We start from the raw sequence: 19,666 nt of genomic DNA, 5'->3' as shown, positions 1-19,666 counted from the left end.
TATCCTGCCTTTATTCTTCTTTATTGTTGCTGAGACGTTCATGTTTGTTGATTCGCACTGTCATTTAGATCGTTTATCTGAACATACCCATGGAGGCGATATAGCCGCCACGCTGAACGCGGCGCGGGCGGCCGACGTCAGCCAGTTTTTGGCGGTTGCGGTAACGCTTGACGATATGCCGGGGCTTGCTGCGATTGCCCGCGAGCATGCTGATGTCGCTATCTCGGCAGGCCTGCATCCGCTGCACACGCCTAAGCAGGAGCCCAGCGTCAGCGATATTCAAGAAGCCGCCGAGCGATATGGCGCGGTGGCCATTGGCGAAACGGGGCTCGATTATCACTATCAGGACAGCGTGTCGGATGTTGTGCAGCATGAACGCTTCAAGCGTCACTTGGTGGCCGCGCGGGAGCTTGAACTGCCGGTCATCGTGCATACTCGTGAAGCTAAAGAAGATACGCTCGCCTTATTGCGCGATCACAGTAACCCGCGGGTCGGGGGCGTACTTCACTGCTTTACCGAAGATTTGGATATGGCTCGCGAGGCCGTGCGGCTTGGCTTCTATATCTCGTTGTCAGGTATTATTACCTTCAACAACGCCGCATCACTGCGTGAGCTGGCTCGCCAACTGCCGCTTGATCGTCTATTGATTGAAACCGACAGCCCTTATCTGGCGCCTGTGCCATACCGTGGCAAACCCAATGAGCCTGCGTGGGTGGTCGAGGTGGCGGAGTGTATCGCCAAGGAGCGCGGGGTGAGTGTTGATGAAGTGGCCATGCAGACGACCGCTAACTTCTATCAGCTTTTTAAAGCGGCAGTACCCGATGCCCCGGCGCATATCAAAGACGCGCTGGCGCAGGCCGGGTTAGTGTCAGCACGTTAAACTGCGCAAGCGTAAGGTGGGTGCGATGAATATTGACCGACTACTTCAGCAACGTCAAAGCGCGGCCAGTATTCCGCCTTTAGATCAATGGCAGCCGGCGTTGTCGGGTGATATCAATATTGTGATTCAGGCCGATGGTACCTGGCTGCACGAAGGGCAGCCGTTTGCCCGGCCGAATATTGCGCGCCTGCTATCAACGCTGTTACGCCATGATTCAGACGGTGTTTGCCTGGTGACGCCGGTTGAGCGCTGGCGCGTTCAGGTGGAAGATTTGCCTTTCGTGGCGGTCGAGGCCGATTTTCGTGATGACGCCTGGTGGTTTACCACCCAGTTTGATGATGTCGTACGTCTGGACCAAGCGCATCCTTTATCCATTAGTCAGACGCCGCAAGGGGAGTGGGTACCGGAAGCCAGCGTGCGTTATGGGCTGGCGGCTAGATTGCATCGCCATGTGTTTTACCAATTGGTTGAGGCCTCCAGCACCCGGGAACTTGCTAACGGCCAGTGTGAGGTGGGTATTTGGAGCGCCGGTGACTGGTATCCGCTAGGCCAGGTGGACGCTATGGATGATGGCTCGCCAAGTGAGGTTTCGTGAAGTTAACCGCTGAGCAACATGCTGTAGTGCATCATAGCGGTGGCCATGCGCGGGTAGCGGCTGTCGCGGGGGCCGGCAAAACGACCACTATGGCGGCGCGGGTTTTGCATTTGCTTGCCAGCGGTGTAGAGCCAAAACGGATGCTGGTACTGATGTTCAACCGCTCGGCGCGCGATGATTTTCATCAGCGCTTGGTCAAGATGGCGCCTGACGGCCAGGTATTGCCTGCCGTGCGCACCTTTCATTCCTTGGGGCACCGGCTTACTCAAAGCCTGTGCCGCTGGGGCGCGCTTGCGCCACGGCGGTTACTCTCGGCTGACTGGCAGCTGGAGCGCTTGCTGCGCCAGGCGAGTATCAATGTACTGCGTGACAGCGTGGAGCGCCGCGATGCGGCGATTGAAGGCGACCGACTGGAAGCCCTGGCGCATTTTTGTAATCTGGTGAAAGCTGAAATGGCCGCGCCCCAAGCGCTTTATGAGCGGCTTAATTACGAGCCCGATACCGATTATTTTCCTGCCGCCTTTGATGAGGCGGAAAAAATGCTCAGTAACGAAGGTCTGATGACCTACGCCGATCTTTTGTATCGGCCGCTACAGGTGTTGGAAGCTGACAGTACACTACGCCAGCGGGTCGAAGGCTTTCTGGATCACGTGATTATTGATGAGTATCAGGATATCAACGCCGCTCAGCAACGCCTTTTGGCAGTGCTGGCGGGCAGTACGGCGTCGGTAATGGCGGTAGGTGATGCTAACCAGTGCATTTATGAATGGCGCGGCGCTCGGCCGGATACCATGCTGGAAGACTTTACCGCCACGTTTGGGCAGGCAACCGACTACCCGCTTTCCACGACCTTCCGCCACGGTCACGCGCTGGCGCTTACCGCGAACCACGCGATCGTGGCCAATCGGCGGCGTCCTGATCAGCTGTGTTTGGCCGCGCCGTATAACCCGAATACGCGGGTGTCGGTCGGGCAGGGCAATACCGTATTGCTGGATACCTTGATAGACTGGAAAGCGCAGGGCCGCGCCTTTAACCAGGTGAGTCTTTTAGTGCGTAGCTGGGCGCTTTCCGTACCTTTTCAATTGGCGCTTCTCCAGGCGGGCATTCCGTTTCGTCTGCTGCGTGAAGACCGCTTTGTATTTCGTTTGCCGCTGGTGCAGGCATTGGTCGGCTATTTAAAGCTTTCGCGTCGTCCCGAACTTCTCCATCAGCCTGAACATCTGCTGCTGTTGCTTTCGCAACCAACACCTTTCGTAGCACGCGATCGGCTACAGCGCTTGGCGTATCAGCTGGCAACTACACAGAACTGGCCAGAGCGGCATGACCCCGTCCTCACGGAGCTAAAGCCTCTGCAACGGCGTACGCTAAAAAAACGCTGGGCTTTATTGTGTGAGCTTCCCAGGTTAAGCGCCTGGCCGCCGGCCAAACTACTCAGTCATGTAGTGGAAACTATCGACGCCGAGAAGACCTTAAAACGTGCTGCGGCACGGCGTGATAAAGGCGAAGAGGATGTGCGTCTTCTGGACGTGCTGATCGAGCAGGCGCAAAGCGTTCAAGACCCGGATGCGTTTATTGAGCTTTTAGAGCGCCCGGTTGAAAACCAGGCGGGGGGCGTGCTGATTTCAACCGTACACGGCGCCAAAGGGCTGGAGTGGCCGCTGGTTGTGGTGGCTGGCGTCAATGAAGAAGATTTCCCCCACTATAGTCGTGAAACGCCGCTAAGTGATGAGCGCTTGGAAGAGGAGCGACGGCTGTTTTATGTGGCGATTACCCGTGCAGAAGAGCAGCTAATAGTATTGCACGATGGCGGTGCGCATCGCCCAAGCCGCTTTATCGCTGAAAGCGCGTGGCAGGACAGTATGCGTATTGCTGAGTGTCTGGCGCAGAGTGCGCCTGGCAGCGCTACCCTGAGCGTGGCGTCACCCGCTATTGTTAAACGCTATCTAGAGCGCTTGGGGCGCGATGACATTACCCTCGCGGTGCCTGAGGTTCGGGAGCCCAAGGCCTCTTATGCGCCGGGCGAACCCTTTTATCCAGGGCAGCGGCTGCATCATGCGGTATTTGGTGAGGGAGAGATTGCGTCTGTTGAGGGTAACCCTGCTGATCCGGTGATTGATGTACGTTTTGTCCAGGCAGGACGGCGACGCTTGATTGCTCGCCGGGCCCCCATTGAGCGGCTGGAGCCGCCCGCTCAGCCAGCCTGAACGTGTAAGGTTTAGGCTGGCGTTTGGACGTGCTCTAAAGAGCAGGTGTGGGTATTACATGTTCGGATAGTTGGGGCCGCCGCCGCCTTCTGGCGCTACCCAGTTGATGTTCTGGGCCGGGTCTTTAATATCACAGGTTTTGCAGTGCACGCAGTTTTGGAAGTTGATCTGAAAGCGTGGTTCGCCCGCCGTATCTTCCACCACTTCATAAACCCCAGCTGGGCAGTAGCGCTGAGCAGGCTCGGCGTACTTGGGCAGGTTTTCCTGGATAGGGATTTTGGGATCATCAAGGCGCAGATGGCACGGCTGATCCTCTTCGTGGTTGGTGTTGGAGAGAAACACCGAAGAAGGCTTATCGAAAGACAGCTTGCCGTCAGGCTTAGGGTAGTTGATTTTTTCGAACTCAGACGCAAGCTTTAGCGCGCCATGATCCGTGGTGGTGTCGTGCACATTGGGCAGTTTGTTGCCCAGCAACTGGTTGACGAAGTTATAGGCGCCACCACCCACCGTGCCGTATTTATGCATGGCCGGGCTAAAGCTAGCAGTCTCTTTGAGCTCTTGATACGCCCAGCTGGCTTGCCATTTCTCAGTAAAACTCACAAGCTCCTGCGCACCTTCGTCACCGCCTTTAATCGCTTCAAAGACGCTTTCAGCGGCTACCAGCCCGGACTTCATTGCTGTATGCAAGCCCTTAATCTTGGCGGAGTTCAATGTGCCTGCATCGCAGCCGATTAGCAGGCCGCCAGGGAAAGTCATTTTCGGAAGGCTGTTAAAACCGCCTTTCGTCAAGGCACGCGCCCCGTAAGCAACTCGTTTGCCCCCTTCCAGGTATTGGCTCAGCGTCGGGTGGTGCTTCATGCGCTGGAACTCATCAAAAGGCGAAAGCCAAGGGTTCTGGTAACCCAGATCCATAATCAGGCCTACTACCACCTGCTGGTTCTCAGCGTGGTAAAGAAACCAACCGCCGTGGGTGTTTTTGTCCAGTGGCCAGCCAGACCCGTGTACCACCAGCCCAGGTTCATGCTTGTCGGCGGGCACATCCCACAGCTCTTTCAGGCCAATGCCGTAGTGTTGCGGATCGCGCCCTGAATCAAGAGAGAAGTGCTCGATAAGACGCTTGCCTAAATGGCCACGCGCGCCCTCGGCAAACAGCGTGTACTTGGCACGCAGCTCCATGCCGGGCATATAGCCATCTTTCGGCGTGCCGTCAGCGGCCACACCCATATCGCCAATGATAATTCCGCGTACGGCATCTTCTTCAATAATCACTTCCTGTGCGGCAAAGCCCGGGAAGATTTCAACGCCCAAGCTCTCTGCCTGTTCGGCGAGCCAGCGGCATAGATTGCCGGCGCTGATCACATAGCGGGTGATATCGCCGCCGGTATTGTGCATGCTCTTGGGCACTACGGCATTTGGCAGCTTTTGAGCTTTGTGCGCGTCTTTAAGCAGGTAAACATCGTCACGAGTGGCGGGGGTGTTTAAGGGAGCGCCACGCTCTTGCCAGTCAGGAAACAGCTCCGCCAGAGCCCGCGGTTCAAAAACAGCGCCGGATAAAATGTGTGCACCGACTTCAGAGCCTTTTTCCACAACACAAACGGTCAGCTCCTGTTCGGCTTCATTGGCTTGCTGCATCAGGCGGCAGGCTGCGGAAAGTCCGGACGGACCCGCGCCTACAATCACTACATCAAAGTCCATGACATCGCGTTCAACATTTTCCACCTGGTTTCTCCTTATTCTCATAAGTGCAGTGCCTTATAAAAACACGGCCTTAATTTAAAACGGTCGTTTGCTTCTGGTTATACTCCATGATAGGCATAATACCTGTGTCAGGTCACGCCTACGATGGTAAAACCCGCCTTTCCGGCTAAGTGAGCCACAGGTAGTGCTATTTAGGGCAGTCCTTCGACCATTGCGCTGAGAATGGGTATTGTTGCCACCCAGCAGGCTGTGGCAAATTGATAGGGTTTTTTGATTGCGTACCTATCAAACGCTTGCATGAATTTATCGAAGCCTTGCCATTACGTCACCATGGCGAGGCTGACTCTTTTATAAGCGGTGTCCGCAAAGCGGGTGCCGACTTGGGTAAACGGCTTTTGCCACCAGCCAAGCGAGGAACCTATGAAAGTACTCGTCGCGGTTAAACGCGTCATCGATTACAACGTCAAGATCCGCGTTAAAGCGGATCACTCCGACGTGGATCTTACCAACGTCAAAATGGCCATGAACCCCTTCTGCGAAATCGCCGTGGAAGAGGCTCTGCGCCTCAAAGAGAAGGGCGTGGCCACGGAAGTCGTTGCCGTCAGCATTGGCCCCAAGGCCGCCCAGGAACAGCTGCGTACCGCGCTGGCGCTGGGCGCCGACCGCGCCCTGCATATCGAAACCGACGAACGGGCCGAGTCACTGGCGGTTGCCAAACTGCTGGCCAACGTCGTCGATGAAGAGCAGCCGGGGTTGGTGATTCTGGGTAAACAGGCGATCGACACTGACAATAACCAAACCGGCCAGATGCTCGCTGCGCTGACCAATCTGCCTCAGGGCACGTTTGCCTCGGAAGTGGCTGTCGATGGTGACAAGGTCAACGTCACCCGTGAAATCGACGGCGGTCTGCAGACGATTGCGCTGACGCTCCCGGCGATTGTGACCACCGACCTGCGCCTGAACGAGCCGCGCTACGCCAAGCTTCCGGACATCATGAAGGCCAAGAAAAAGCCCATGGACGTCAAGACCCCCGCCGACTACGGCGTCGAGGTGGCGTCCAAGGTCAGCCTGCTCAAGGTGGAATCTCCGGCCGAGCGCAAAGGCGGCATCAAGGTCGCCTCCGTGGACGAACTGATCGATAAACTTAAAAACGAAGCCAAGGTGCTTTAAGAGGAGTCGAACGCATGAGCATTCTGGTACTTGCCGACCTTCATGAAGGCCAGTTGGCGGGCGCAACCGCCCACGTGGTGGCGGCCGCCAAAGCGATCGGTGGCGATATTGACGTGCTGATCGCCGGGGAAGGCGTTCAAGCCGCCGCCGACGCGGCCGCCAAGCTGGACGGCGTCAGCAAAGTGCGCGTGGCGGATAACGCCGTCTATGCCCACCAGCTCGCCGAGCCCATGGGCGCCTTGCTGGTCGAGCTGGCCGGCGACTACACCCACGTATTGGCCAGCGCCTCCACCACGGGCAAAAACGTCCTGCCGCGCTTGGCCGCGTTGAAAGATGTCAGCCAGCTGTCTGACGTGATTGCGGTGGAAAGCGCGGATACCTTCAAGCGCTCGATCTACGCGGGCAACGCCATCGCCACGGTGAAAAGCGATGATGCGCTTAAAGTGATGACCGTACGCACCACCGCGTTTGACGCGGTCAGCGATAGCGGTAGCGCCACGGTGGAAGCGGTAGACGTGGTGGTCGAGAACACCCAGTCAAGCTTTGTGAAACAAGAACTGGCGCAGTCTGACCGCCCCGAACTCGGCGGTGCCAAGGTCGTCATCTCCGGTGGCCGCGGCATGGGCAACGGCGACAACTTCAAACTGCTTAACGGGATTGCCGACAAGCTGGGCGCGGCGGTAGGCGCCTCGCGCGCCGCGGTGGACGCAGGCTTTGTACCCAACGATATGCAGGTTGGTCAAACCGGTAAAATCGTCGCTCCAGATCTGTATATCGCGGTGGGGATCTCCGGCGCCATTCAGCACTTGGCGGGCATGAAAGACTCCAAAGTGATCGTTGCGATCAACAAGGACGACGAAGCGCCGATCTTCCAGGTGGCCGACTACGGCCTGGTGGGCGATCTGTTCGAGATTCTGCCCGAGCTTGAAAGCAAGCTATAAATCGCTACGCCGGATTGCACTTTAGGCCAGTGATTTTAAGCCGGCTCGTTTGTTAGCCGGCTTTTTCGTATGCATGTATTAGATAAACACGCCGTTGTTAGCTAAAGTACGGGCACGACATGAGAAAACGCCGCCAGGGCGGTTGAAAAAGGTGTCGGTTGGCCGCACCTATTAGTAGTGAACGCAACGAAAGCCACTCAAGGAGATGATAATATGGCACATACACTTCCCGAACTGCCGTACGCGTATGACGCTCTCGAGCCGAATATTGATGCGATGACCATGGAAATCCACCATTCGCGTCATCATCAAACGTATGTAAATAACCTCAATGCTGCACTAGAAGGCACGGGTCTTGAGGACGTTGCGATTGAAGAGCTCGTCTCTAATCTGGATCGCGTACCTGAAGCTAAGCGTCAGGCGGTTATTAACAACGGCGGTGGTCATGCTAACCACTCCATGTTCTGGCAAATGATGTCACCCAATGGTGGCGGTCAGCCCCAGGGTGATGTTGCAAAAGCCATTGAAAGTGAGCTGGGCGGCTTGGACACCTTTAAAGAAGAGTTCAAAAAAGCGGCTGTAGGCCGTTTTGGTAGCGGTTGGGCATGGCTCAGCGTTACGCCAGAGAAAAAGCTGGTGGTAGAAAATACCCTGAACCAGGATAGCCCGCTGATGCACGGCAACACGCCGCTGCTGGGTCTGGACGTCTGGGAACACGCTTACTACCTGAAGTACCAGAACAAGCGTCCTGACTATATTTCTGCGTTCTTTGACGTGGTTAACTGGGAAGACGTTGAGCGTCGTTACCAGGCTGCTATCGCTTAATTACGCGTTATGTAAGCTAAGATGCCAGCTTTTGGCGTCTACAAGAGACCGCCCCCTTCGTTTCTGTATAGTACATAGAACTGTGTAATTTTGATAAAAACCCCCTTAATGGGGGTTTCTTTTTTCTGAAGACTACGCTATATGTATAGTAAATACTGTGTAAGATGTGTAGGATTCAAGAATGTTTGCAACGAAGGTTACAGCCAAGGTAGTTCAGGACAAAAGTGGAGTGGCCACAGAGATCCCGGTCATTCTGACCGACCAAGGGGTTTTGGGGTCAGTCACAGATTATGTGCTTAGCCTTCACCTAAATGGCACCTCACTTTCAACAATCACTAACCATATTCAGTCGATTAGGCTCCTCATCGAGTTCATGGATGCCAACGAAGGCATGTTCGATGAACCCGAAGCGTTGTTCGCGGGCTTTGTCCGACGGCTCTACAGCGGCACCATCGGTGAAGATGGATTGGATCCCTCTGGCCTTTATTGGATACCGGCCAGTAATGGCACGATACATCGACACATCAACAATCTGACGAATTTCACCAATTGGCTCTCGGACAAAGGTCTGGGCAAGCCTCTTAATACCTTGCGGACAGCCACTCGACATGAGGAGCGCATCCAGTATGCCGCTTGGTTTAGGCGCAACCAGAACGATTTCCTCGGACACATCAAAGACAAGTCGATCAACAATACTGTCAAGAGAGCCCGCAGCATCAAGGGCAGAACGCCTCTGGCAAGAACCAATGACGATGCGATTGCCTTCCCTACGGGAAAGTTTGAAGACTTCTACATGAAGGGCTTGGGAGGAGCCAAAGACCCGCGAGTTGCGCTGCGGGACAAGCTTATTTTGCTCCTGATGCACGCGGCCGGTTTGAGGCGTAGCGAAGCACTGTTGCTTTGGGTCACAGATGTCTTCGAGGCTCCCTCCGATCCGGATCGGGCAATCGTGAGGATCTACAACGAGATAGAAGGCAAGGCACCTGAAGGATGGAAGTCCCGAAAAGGGATAAAAAACCGCAAGGCGTACCTACAAGAAAAGTATTCACGCATACCGCGTCAGGAGATGCAAAACACCCAGCATCTTGGCTGGAAATCCAAAACCCTGGATCACAAGGATGGTTACCTGGAGGCGTATTTCTTCCCGCAGGAGTTTGCTCGGATATTCATGTTGCTGTGGCGACAGTATTTGGTTTTCCGTGCATCGTTGGAGTGCCATCACCCCTATGCGTTTATCAGCTTCGACTCTCGCTATCTGGGCAATCCCTATACCTACAACGCCTTCACCCAAAGCTATGCCGCAGGATTAAGACGAATTGGCCTCGAACCCAACAAGAGCGTAGGGCTCGATCCTCATGGCCATCGCCACAATTATGGCCGCCGATTGACGGATGCCGGGGTCGATCCACTCATTCGCAAAAAGTGCCTGCATCACGCAAGCCTGGAGTCTCAGGTTCCTTACACCATGCCCCCCAGTGTGAAAGTCTCAGAAGCGCTGTCCCAGGCAACACAACAGCTTCAGTTGGGATCGGATAAGGAAAAGACCCCCGTGTCTTTCGACTGGAAGACGTTGGCAGAACACGGCTTTGAAGACCTCGATCCAAACGGCCACTTCACCGGCAAGAATCCACGGTTAGGGAAGCGATAACATGACCCAAAAACTAAAAGGGAAAGGCTACACCACGGATCTGACGCTGGGGTGGGTGACTGAGGAACTGGGGCACGACTGGCTGCAATGGCAGCAGTACGCCGCCGAATGGCTAAAAACGCAAGACAAAGGCGTTGGTCAGCGTTTGGCGGGTATAAGAAAATTTCTTCTTTATTTGAACGCGAAAGCCTCGTATGCCACTGATGTGGCCACAATGTTCAAGGGCCATCCGAGCGGCCATAAAGTGTCCAGTGAAGAGTTTGAGGCCTTTCTGGTTAATAGTGGAGCGAGTTCTGAGAACTCTAAACACGTTTCGCACACGGTCGAATTATGCGACCACATCCTCAAGCACCATCTAAGCGCCGAGTGCGATGACGGCGTCGAACGACCTCTATTCTCTAATCCGTTCGATAAAATCAAGGGAAACACATCAAACACCGAAACCGTCCACAGCCCGTTACCCTATCGCTATATTCAGCAAGCTAGGCACATTCTCTGCCCCTATCCAACCGATGATCCCGGCAATAAAACGCCATGGGTCGGGTTTCATTTCCGGGACTGGCAGTGGGCCCTCAACCATCTTCAATGTGGCAATCAGGCGTGGATGGAAGTGCCTCTGGAAGTCATTGATCCCGATGATCCGGACTGCGTCGCCCGTACACGGATTGTGACCAGGAACGGCAGGAAAGTTGATATCCATGAGGTCTGGTCGCCTGTGATGGCGATGTTTCTATTTACCAAACTCCATCTGCCTCTTCGCTCTCTACAGGTGCGGTTTCTGGACTCCGGCGAAGGCGATACCTGGCGTTACGAGCGCGGTCATTGGGTCGAGAACATCCAGCACCCATTCAGGTACGGGACCCCGAAGCGGCCCTACCAGAAAGGGGTCTTCCGGCGCATTTATGACTCGATGACGGAGAGTTATGCCACCGGACTCTATGTCTCGACCAACAAAACCGCCGATCAAAACAAAGACGAAATTCAGCGAGGGTATACCATACCGTGGCAGCACGAAGAACTGCTGTATTGGCTGGAAAAGCTCCGCAACTGGCAGGAAAAATACAACCCGATTAACCGACTGATCAGTGGCGCAGAGCTTTCGGCTACCTATATTGGCAAGACCAAATCCAAGAAGCAATTAGCCGAAATGGGCGAGTTTGCCTTTTTGTTTCGAGACCGAAATTCCGCCTTCCCGATCAGCACAAACTCTTTCATGAGTCCTTGGTATCGCTTGTTGTCGAAACTGGAAGAAGATTTGTTCCAGTCGGGCCTGAGGATGAGAGACGGGCACCGTCTACGGTTTGTGAAAGACTACGGTGATGACTACGAGGGGCAGGAGTCAGAAAAGAAGGCAACGGAATACCCCCTGCACAGCCTCCGCGTGTCGTTGATCACCTGCTACACCATGGACACCGATCTGCCGTTGCCGGTGATCTCCAAGCTTCTGGCCGGTCATACCCGGCTGTTAATGACGATCTATTACAACAAGATCACGCCCTCAGTGATGGCCGAGAAAATGAATGAGGCGTACTCCGCTTTGGTTGAGCGCGGGGAAGCGTCCCTGAAGAACTTTCTTCAGGACGCAGAGATGAGGCAGATCCAACTCCGCGCTGCCTTCCACGGTGATCAGTACAATTCTGTCGAAGCTACACTGGCGAACCGAAATCCGATTGGCTGGGAAGAGCGGGCCACCGGACTGTGCCTGGTCGGCGGCAACTCCGTGTGTTCGGATGAACTGTCCACCGTTGGTGGCTGCTGGAATGGTGGCCCGTTAATCAGGGATTCAACAATAGCTAATACCAGGGTTTATAGCCCGGTACCCCATGGCCCTGAAAACTGCCCCCGCTGTCGCTTTCACATCACCGATGCAACCTACTTGCCAGCGCTGAATTCCAAGTTCAATCAGGTCAGCTACAAGGCGCATCAGGCGGCTGAACTGGCCGTCGAGATTGAAGGCCAATTAGAGGCCCTGAAGGATGAGCTGTTCATCGCCGAGGAAACCGGTAAGCCGTTTCTCAAGCATGGCGAACTTCAGGCTCTGGAGCGCCGGTACGAAAAGCAGCGCGTGGAGGCAGATGAGTACGCCAAGGACTACATCGCGATCTTCAATCTGATCAACAAAGTGATCCAGATCGAGAATGGGCGAACTGAGGACGATGACCGTCAAAAGCTGGTCGCTGTGGGGTCTGCGGAAGACCTCAATGTCAGCATGAAATTCATCGAAACCGACTCGGAATTGCTGCACCTGTCCTTGCTCTGCGAGGACGCTGAGTTCTATCCCGATCTACACGATGATCTGCGCAAGACGCCTGCGATTGCCAAGCGTACCAACGCCTTGAGTCGCATGATGGCCCGCTCCGGGTACAAGCCCGTCTTTTTGGAAATGGACGAAAACACGCAGTTGATCGTGGGTAATGCTCTCATTCGAAAGATGGCTAAGATCGCGGAACCAGACGACAAAATGGAAGGCTACCGAATCGCAACAAATTACATCGAAGCGCAAGAGTACCTGGAGAACGATGGACTGCTGAAATCCGGGTTTGAGGCAGTCAAACAAATCACCCCGATCACGCTGTCGTCGGGCGCTCTCAAACGGATTCCGGCCTTGGAGGTGTCCGATGAACATTGATGTTGATGCGATTCTGGACACCCTTAAAGACGGCAAGACCGCCAAGACGAAGGCCTCTCTGGTTAAGCTCCACGAAACGTTGAGTGCCTACTTCGACTCCGGTGCTCGGGACTTTTCCATCACCACCATTGGGCGCGTATCCGAGGAAGATGGCGGTGTTGGCTACCAGTCGATCCGTGCCACCGCAAACAAGCATTATCGGGATCTGGTCGAAGCGTGGGCTGCCAAAGCGAAGACCACCACGAAGAAACCACCGGTAGGGCCACCCAAGAGAATGAGCCAGGATCACCAACTTCTGGAGCGCATTGAGGACGCGGCGGTGCGTGCCCTCTTTGGACAAATCATTCGTGAGCGGGATCGCTACAGAAGCGAAGCCAACATGCTCAAGAGCACAACCGAGATCGTGATTGATAAGCGACCGACGACCTATGTGGAGCCCCAGTCTGAAGCCAGTGTGGAGCTGCTGCCCTCGTTAAAGGGGATCTGTTCGGAGAACGAGATCAAGGCGTTGCAAACCGTCTGCACCGAGGAATGGCTGGAGAAACTCGGATTCAAAGCGAACGCATTGGGCCAAGTGAAAGATGAGCTGGGTACGGAAATCCTACCTCGCGGATTTCTAACAGCGATCAAAAAGCTCTTGGGGGAAATGGATGAGTAATGGTCAGGAAAGAGCACGTCAGAACCTGAGTGCCTTCCAGAGCTGGGTGGCCACCCAAACGGATGACGATTTTAAGCAGATCATCTTTCGGGGCCAGTTAAACCGTGGCGAAGTGGCCAAAGCCATAGGCATCGGAAAGAGCGCGTTGCGCCAGAATCCGGCCATTAAATCGGCACTGGAGAATCTGGAGCAGAGCCTGCGTGATCGGGGTGTTCTGCCAGAACTGACCGAAACCGCCCAGGCCCAGCGGTCAGAACCGAAGCGCTACGACCCTAGTGTCAACCAAAGAGCCATGGAATCGAGAAGGCTCTCAGTGCTGGAGCAGGAAAACATTGAGCTGAAGGCCCGGGTGGCAACCCTCGAAGCCAAGCTAAAACGTTACGGTGAACTGTCTGAAGTCCTCACAGAGTTCGGAGTCGCGCCCGATGCATGAAGAGTATTTCCGTGTCACCAGCTGCCAACACAACGGCTATAAATACGCGATCTTCACGGGCATTCCCCTTAAAGCCGACAGTTACAAAATCAACTCGGGCAAATACATCGTTAGCATCCGATGCGAAAACCAGTCCCTGCCTATCAAGCCGTCTGTTGGTCAGCAATGGCGGGTGCGTGGCGTAAGGACGCTGGAGACCGTTCAAGCAGGCGATTATAAGCTTCAGCAGCATTTGTATGATGCCCCAGCTGAGATGGAGTGCATGCTGCCGGAAACGGGCGAGGCGCTGATCCGCTTCATTGCCAATGAAAAGGAGTTCACCGGTATCGGTGAGGCTAAAGCACGAGCCCTCTGGGACGCTTTTGGCAGTGAACTGCACCCCATGCTCCAGTTCGAGACCTCAGAGCACAGAGGCCGCCTCAGGGAGGTTCTCAGCGAGGTTTCGGTAACCGCGCTATACAACGGGTACGCCAAGTACAAAAACCTCGCGCATGCCAACTGGTTGGCCTCTCTGGGAGTGCCGCTGCGCATTCAGCAACGCATCCTGAAATACCACGATAATCGTACCGTTGAGATACTCAAGAGCAATCCTTACGCATTGCTCGGATTCGGGATGTCTTTTGCCGATATCGATACCATTGCTGAACAGATGGGTATGGAGAAATCGGCACCGATGCGGCTCGCAGCTGCTTTAGAAAGCGCGATACGAAAAGAGGTAGAAAAGGGGCACACCTACGCCACTCATCAGGCGCTCAGGCCCGAGATGATCAAACTGCTAGGCGATAAAACTCTGGTTGCAGAGGCATTCGCCAGCGGTTATCGCAACGGCCAGTTCATTCTCAGGCCAGAGACCGGCACCTACCATCCCACCGCCCAAATCATGATGGAGTCGGTCGTTGCCAAGCGGCTCAAGGCCCTGGCCGCCAACAAGGATGAAGATGAATCCGTTTTCAAGGCGCTCACCGAGGCCGTTCAGGAGTTGCCCTACGACCTGACCGAGCAGCAGTTCCGAGCGGTTGAGTCGAGCCTGACGAATTCGGTGTCCTGCATCACGGGTGGTGCCGGTACGGGCAAGACCACGGTCCTTAGTACCGTGCTCAAAGCCTATGCCGCACTAGGCTATAAGGTTCATGCCGTCGCACTGTCGGGGCGAGCAGCCATGCGACTGCACGAGAGCATCGGATTCTTCACCATGACGATTGCTCGCCTGTTACGGGAAGAGCCGATCTCGCCGTCATTAGATGAGCCGAAGCATCTTCTGGTCATCGACGAAGCCAGTATGATCGACCTCCCGACCATGTATCGGATCGTTACGCACCTCGATCCTTCAGTACGTATCATCCTGACAGGCGATCCGAACCAGCTGCCAGCCATCGGATGTGGCAAAGTCCTCTCAGACATCGTTGAATCCGGCGCAATCGCTACGGTTGAGTTGAACATCGTCAAACGCCAAGAAGGCTCAACGAGCATCCCGGAATACTCGACTACCATCAATCGGGGCGAGGTGCCTCCATCGTTATCGGTTGGCGCAATCACGTTCCACGAGACGCCTCCGCAGCAGGTGGTCGATAAGTGCAAATCCTTGTACGCGGAGTCACCCTATAACACCCAGATCATCGGAGCCACCAAGGCTCTCGTTGGCGAGGTGAACCGTGAATGCCAAAAGCTGATCAACCCCGATGGGGAGCGCTTGCAGTTTAGGCTGCATGGCGATGAATTCTTCCTCGATATGAGAGTGGGCGACCCGATCCTCTTCACCAGGAACAACTACAACATCGGCATTCAGAATGGGTCACTTGGCATCTTATCCTCAACAGAGCGCGACACTCAGGATGGCCAAGAAACATTTGGTATCGTGACCCTGGATACCGGAGAGGCCATTTCAATTACGGATGAAGTCTTCGATTGCATGGAGCTTGGTTACGGAATCACGCTCCACAAAGCTCAAGGAAGCCAGTTCCCGAGAATCATCGTGGCAGTCCAGAAGGGTCGCATCTCAGACCGTGCGTGGCTTTACACGGCGATTACCCGTGCCGAGGCAGAGATACACATTGTCGCGCAGGCTAGTGATTTTGCGTCCATCGTGAAATCGGTAAGCAATGCCACCAAGCGGGCGAGCTTCTTGAGGGAGTTGCTGGAAGAGAGGGATTCGGGGGTTAGCCATTAACGGCACGCCCCTCATCGCCGGTCGCGGCCATCGGGACCTCTCCCTGTACCGCAACTTCATCTTAAACGATCATCGCCGGTCGTCAAATACCTCGAAATCAGCTCATTAAAAAAGCGAACATTCTAGTCACGCCTTCCCTCCGCCTCCGAAAGCACCACTGCCAAATCCTCGGGCACCGGCATGGGTGCAAACGCGCTGACGTTTGCACGACCGGTGTTTCCGACCGGAACCCAAATTCGGGAAAAGACCAGGGCGGCAATGGTTCGGGTCAACTGCCCCAGCACCTCACGAACGTCTCTTGTTCGCCAACCCAGTCTGAGCATCCGTAAGTGGGTTGCAGCGTGCGCCAGAGCATATTTCTGGCTGAGGATATGGGCACGTTCCAGATGGGTGAAGGCTGTCTGGAAATCGCCTGCGCCTTCCGCCCTGCCTGTCGCCTCAAGCTCCGCAATATAGGATGGCTTCAGTTCACTGTGCATTGATGTTTACTCCCCGTAGATTGGCAACGGCAAGCCGATAATCGACCGCCTGCCCCCGAAAGGTTCAGCCTTTCAGTGCCAGTATGCGTTTGGCACCCATCAAGACGATGCCACCGACAATTCCGCCAATAATCAGATCTGGGTAGTTGGACCCGGTCCAGGCAACGAGCAGCCCCGCAAGTATTACCCCCAGGTTGATGACCACGTCGTTGGCTGAAAATATCCAGCTGGCTTTCATGTGAGCACCGCCTTCACGGTGTTTTGCGATCAGGAGCAGGCAACTGATATTCGCAATGAGAGCAACAGAGGCGACGGCCATCATCATTAACGACTGAGGATCACTGCCGAACAGAAAACGTCTGCTAACTTCAACCAATACCCCAGCGGCAAGGATAAGCTGGAGGATGCCTGCCACATGGGCCGCTCTGACCTGCATTTTGATGCCGTGCCCAACGGCGTAAAGTGCGAGACCGTAGACGGCGGCATCGGCAAGCATGTCTAGCGAGTCTGCAATCAGGCCAGCGGACTGGGCGATCAGGCCCATCGTCATCTCGACCAGAAACATCAGGCCGTTGATTGCCAGCAGTATCCATAAAGTGCCGGATTCTTCGCTTTCGTTGGCCTTAGAAGATTCAGCCGCTCTGACGGATTCAGCGCTGGCGTCTTCTGTCCGCTGCAAGGAAGCACCCAGGCCCAGGTTTTCCAGTTTGCTGGTAATAGGACCGGTTTCTCCATGGTGGATAATTTCCAATGTACGACCCGATAAATCGAATGACAGCGACTGAATGTTTTCAACGCCAGTCAGTGCCATTCGAATCATTCGCTCTTCCGAGGGACAATCCATTTTTGGTATTTTGTAGGTGCTTAGCTGGCTACCTGTTTCGTCGGTGGCGCGTCCCTGAAACTTGTCATCTACGACAGAGTCTTCACTACCACACTGCCCATTGCAGGGTTTGCTCATTTTCTCGGCTCCGGTTTTCGTACAAATGATGCAATTTAAAACCCTGTAGCCACTACAGGGTCAATAACTAATCTACACTAGTAGTCGTCAAAATCGGCGTTTGTCTGGATAAAGATCTACAATGATAAGTGCGATGGTGTGGACGTCTAATTTTATTTCGAGGGTAAACTTTATGATTTCATTTAAAGGACTTACAGCAACCGCTGCGTTGTTGGTTTTTCCTGCATTCGTGCTAGCGCATGGTGATCAAGGCTCATGGCAAGGGCATGGTCCTGGCATGATGATGGATCAGGAGCAAATGCAACAGATGCACCAGAACTGGTCTCACATGAACCAGCTGATGCAACGCATTCCTGATGAAGCTTCACCGCAAGAACGGCAACGATTGATGCGAGAACACAGGGAGGCGATGCAAGAGCAAATGGGTTTTATGCATCACGGTATGATGGGCCCCGGCATGATGCGTGGACAAAACGGCATGATGGGAGGTCAGCACATGATGAACGGCGGCGGTAAATCAAAGAATGGTGGTAGTCTGTCTAACGAGCAACAAATTCAGATGATGCAGGAGCGCATGGATCAAATGCAGCTGATGATGGAGCAAATGCTGCAATACCAGCAAAATCTAAAGGTAGAGTGATCGAGAAGCCTTCAAATACTTTTACTTAACAGACGCGTAGTAACTGGCGAGTTTGATAGGCTGAAGTTTGTGAAAACGGCGCAGTAGCTGGGTTTCGGTCTCAACGAAATCCCTGGCCTTTTACGGCTGGAAGATGGCGCTCTGGGCACCACTTCGAATGTTCGCTTTGCGACCAGAGCCACGGGCGGCCAATTTGTTGTGGCAACCTCCAGCTACAGTATGGGTATGGTGGTACGACCACTGCTAACTTTGGGTAAGCGGATTAAATGGTTGATCTTACCTTTGCATGAGAGTGAGACAGACCGGCATCTCATCGGATTATCTGGTTGATGCTTCACCTACTGCTGGTGCATGTTTCCTTCGCTAATTCCAGCAAGAACCCCACACGCCTCAACTTCCCGGTCATCGTTGCAACTCGCTCTCAGTGAAACGAGTTGTTTCTCAAGCGCTTGCAGAGCGGTTATCTGCGACCGCACATGAGAGATGTGATCATCGAGCAAGGCGTTGACGGCGGTACAAGGCTGATGAGGGTCGTCCTGATAGCTCTGTAGTTCGTGAATCTCAGCCAGTGACAGGCCCAGGATTCTGCAGCGACGGATGAAGGCCAGCCCCTCACCATGCTTCTCGGTATAGACACGGTAACCGTTGTCCTGCCGATCAGGCGGCGGCAACAAGCCCTGCTGTTCATAGAAGCGGATCGTCTGTGTTTCGACCCCTACCAACTGCGCCAACTGACCAATGCGCATCAGCCTCCTCCCCAACGGATTCTTTACTCTATTGACCTTATAGTAGCTTTATAGTTTTAAATGGTACCACAACATTGTTCAAGTGGAGTCGTATCATGAGCAAATCCTGTGGTGGCGCCTGTGGCGGTGATGCAACGTCCGCAGCGGATACCGATATACAGGCCTCCTCCGAGGCGCCAGGGAGATGGGTCAGTGTTTATGCCGTGCCGAAGATGGACTGTCCATCAGAAGAACGAATGATTCGCCTAGCCCTGAACGGCTTTGAGGAGATTCGGGCGCTGTCCTTCGACTTGTCGAACCGCCGGCTGAAGGTCGTGCATGACGGCGAGGTCGAGCCCGTCACCTCGAAACTGAAGACCTTGGGGCTAGGCGCCTCGCTTCAGGAAACCGTCGCTGCAAATCCGGAGACCATCAAGGCCGCCGAGTTTTCGGCAGCTTCTGCTAAGCAAGAATCCGGGACCCTGCGCTGGTTGCTCGGCATCAATGCACTTCTGTTCGTGGTGGAAATGACTGCCGGTCTGATCGCCCAGTCCACCGGCCTGATTGGAGAATCCCTGGACAATTTTGCCGATGCGGCGGTGTACGGGCTTGCCCTTTATGCGGTTGGACATAGCGTGAAAATGCAGGTACGTGCCGCGCATCTTGCTGGTGTACTGCAACTGATCTTGGCTGTGGGCGTGCTCGTAGAGGTGGTGAGACGCTTTGTATTCGGTAGTGAGCCTGAATCGCTGGTGATGATGGCTATCGCATTCGTCGCATTGATTGCCAATACCAGTTGTCTGCTGCTCATATCCAAACATCGGGAAGGCGGGGCGCACATGAAGGCAAGCTGGATATTCTCGGCCAACGACGTGGTGATCAACCTGGGGGTCATCACCGCCGGCGCCCTGGTCGCGTGGACCGGTTCCAATTATCCGGATCTGATTATCGGCACCATCGCGGGGGGCATTGTACTTAACGGTGCCAGACGCATTTTGGCGTTGAAGGGTTAA

General features: G+C 54.6%; 17 protein-coding genes. 13 read left to right on the top strand and 4 right to left on the bottom strand.

Annotated elements, in window-relative coordinates; translation table 11 throughout:
- Positions 1-40: 40 nt before the first annotated feature.
- Genes ACT3R7_RS00510 through ACT3R7_RS00500 form a run of 3 tightly spaced genes read left to right on the top strand, consistent with a single transcriptional unit; the run spans position 41 to position 3,679 of the window.
- Positions 41-880 carry a TatD family hydrolase gene (locus ACT3R7_RS00510; protein WP_496198707.1) on the top strand — a complete coding sequence of 280 codons (840 nt, stop codon included), beginning with the start codon at positions 41-43 and terminating at the stop codon, positions 878-880.
- Between the two features lie 25 nt (positions 881-905).
- Positions 906-1,475, top strand: coding sequence for a DUF1285 domain-containing protein (locus ACT3R7_RS00505; RefSeq protein WP_441676125.1), 570 nt, complete (start codon positions 906-908; stop codon positions 1,473-1,475).
- On the top strand, positions 1,472-3,679 hold the full coding sequence (locus tag ACT3R7_RS00500) for an ATP-dependent helicase (RefSeq protein WP_441676126.1): 2,208 nt from the start codon (positions 1,472-1,474) through the stop codon (positions 3,677-3,679). The genes ACT3R7_RS00505 and ACT3R7_RS00500 overlap by 4 nt, the downstream gene beginning before the upstream one ends.
- A 54-nt stretch (positions 3,680-3,733) precedes the next feature.
- Here ACT3R7_RS00500 and ACT3R7_RS00495 read toward each other — a convergent pair whose 3' ends face one another.
- Entirely contained in the window at positions 3,734-5,398 is a 1,665-nt protein-coding gene (locus ACT3R7_RS00495) for an electron transfer flavoprotein-ubiquinone oxidoreductase (RefSeq protein WP_441676127.1), read from the bottom strand.
- 399 nt (positions 5,399-5,797) lie between these two features.
- On the opposite strand from ACT3R7_RS00495, the gene ACT3R7_RS00490 reads away from it, so the two are divergent.
- From ACT3R7_RS00490 to ACT3R7_RS00455, 8 genes are all read left to right on the top strand, one after another.
- Complete coding sequence (locus ACT3R7_RS00490; RefSeq protein ID WP_444280535.1) at positions 5,798-6,547, top strand: electron transfer flavoprotein subunit beta/FixA family protein; 750 nt, start codon at positions 5,798-5,800, stop codon at positions 6,545-6,547.
- Between the two features lie 14 nt (positions 6,548-6,561).
- Positions 6,562-7,488: an electron transfer flavoprotein subunit alpha/FixB family protein gene (locus ACT3R7_RS00485; protein WP_444280534.1), complete on the top strand. Its 927-nt coding sequence runs from the start codon at positions 6,562-6,564 to the stop codon at positions 7,486-7,488.
- Positions 7,489-7,701: 213 nt separating this feature from the next.
- Positions 7,702-8,313 carry a superoxide dismutase gene (locus ACT3R7_RS00480; protein WP_193092935.1) on the top strand — a complete coding sequence of 204 codons (612 nt, stop codon included), beginning with the start codon at positions 7,702-7,704 and terminating at the stop codon, positions 8,311-8,313.
- 181 nt (positions 8,314-8,494) lie between these two features.
- Positions 8,495-9,961, top strand: coding sequence for a gamma-mobile-trio recombinase GmtY (gene gmtY, locus ACT3R7_RS00475; protein ID WP_193092847.1), 1,467 nt, complete (start codon positions 8,495-8,497; stop codon positions 9,959-9,961).
- A 1-nt stretch (position 9,962) separates the two neighbouring features.
- Positions 9,963-12,590: a gamma-mobile-trio integrase GmtZ gene (gene gmtZ, locus ACT3R7_RS00470; RefSeq protein ID WP_193092848.1), complete on the top strand. Its 2,628-nt coding sequence runs from the start codon at positions 9,963-9,965 to the stop codon at positions 12,588-12,590.
- Positions 12,580-13,248, top strand: a complete 669-nt coding sequence (gene gmtX / locus ACT3R7_RS00465; protein ID WP_193092849.1) for a gamma-mobile-trio protein GmtX — start codon at positions 12,580-12,582, stop codon at positions 13,246-13,248. Before gmtZ ends, gmtX begins: the two co-directional genes overlap by 11 nt.
- Positions 13,241-13,681, top strand: coding sequence for a VPA1267 family protein (locus ACT3R7_RS00460; RefSeq protein WP_193092850.1), 441 nt, complete (start codon positions 13,241-13,243; stop codon positions 13,679-13,681). Before gmtX ends, ACT3R7_RS00460 begins: the two co-directional genes overlap by 8 nt.
- Positions 13,674-15,848, top strand: coding sequence for an AAA family ATPase (locus ACT3R7_RS00455; protein WP_193092851.1), 2,175 nt, complete (start codon positions 13,674-13,676; stop codon positions 15,846-15,848). Before ACT3R7_RS00460 ends, ACT3R7_RS00455 begins: the two co-directional genes overlap by 8 nt.
- A gap of 122 nt (positions 15,849-15,970) precedes the next feature.
- On the opposite strand, the gene ACT3R7_RS00450 is transcribed toward ACT3R7_RS00455, so the two are convergent.
- Positions 15,971-16,327: a DUF3703 domain-containing protein gene (locus tag ACT3R7_RS00450; RefSeq protein ID WP_014420763.1), complete on the bottom strand. Its 357-nt coding sequence runs from the start codon at positions 16,325-16,327 to the stop codon at positions 15,971-15,973.
- Between the two features lie 64 nt (positions 16,328-16,391).
- Positions 16,392-17,288 carry a cation efflux transmembrane domain-containing protein gene (locus ACT3R7_RS00445; protein WP_193092852.1) on the bottom strand — a complete coding sequence of 299 codons (897 nt, stop codon included), beginning with the start codon at positions 17,286-17,288 and terminating at the stop codon, positions 16,392-16,394.
- Between the two features lie 172 nt (positions 17,289-17,460).
- Here ACT3R7_RS00445 and ACT3R7_RS00440 point away from each other — a divergent pair, with 172 nt between their 5' ends.
- Positions 17,461-17,928: a hypothetical protein gene (locus tag ACT3R7_RS00440; RefSeq protein WP_041343552.1), complete on the top strand. Its 468-nt coding sequence runs from the start codon at positions 17,461-17,463 to the stop codon at positions 17,926-17,928.
- A gap of 338 nt (positions 17,929-18,266) precedes the next feature.
- Here the strand turns inward: ACT3R7_RS00440 and cadR are convergent, their stop codons facing one another.
- Positions 18,267-18,674 carry a Cd(II)/Pb(II)-responsive transcriptional regulator gene (gene cadR, locus ACT3R7_RS00435; RefSeq protein WP_004364961.1) on the bottom strand — a complete coding sequence of 136 codons (408 nt, stop codon included), beginning with the start codon at positions 18,672-18,674 and terminating at the stop codon, positions 18,267-18,269.
- A 95-nt stretch (positions 18,675-18,769) separates the two neighbouring features.
- Between cadR and ACT3R7_RS00430 the strand changes: the two genes are divergently transcribed.
- The gene (locus tag ACT3R7_RS00430) at positions 18,770-19,666 is read left to right on the top strand and encodes a cation efflux transmembrane domain-containing protein (RefSeq protein WP_004574643.1); all 897 of its coding nucleotides are present in this window, start codon (positions 18,770-18,772) and stop codon (positions 19,664-19,666) included.

This window comes from Halomonas sp. AOP43-A1-21, from assembly GCF_052376775.1.
GTDB lineage: Bacteria > Pseudomonadota > Gammaproteobacteria > Pseudomonadales > Halomonadaceae > Vreelandella > Vreelandella colorata.
Note: the sequence above shows the minus strand (reverse complement) of the source record. Positions and strands in the feature narration are given on the sequence as shown.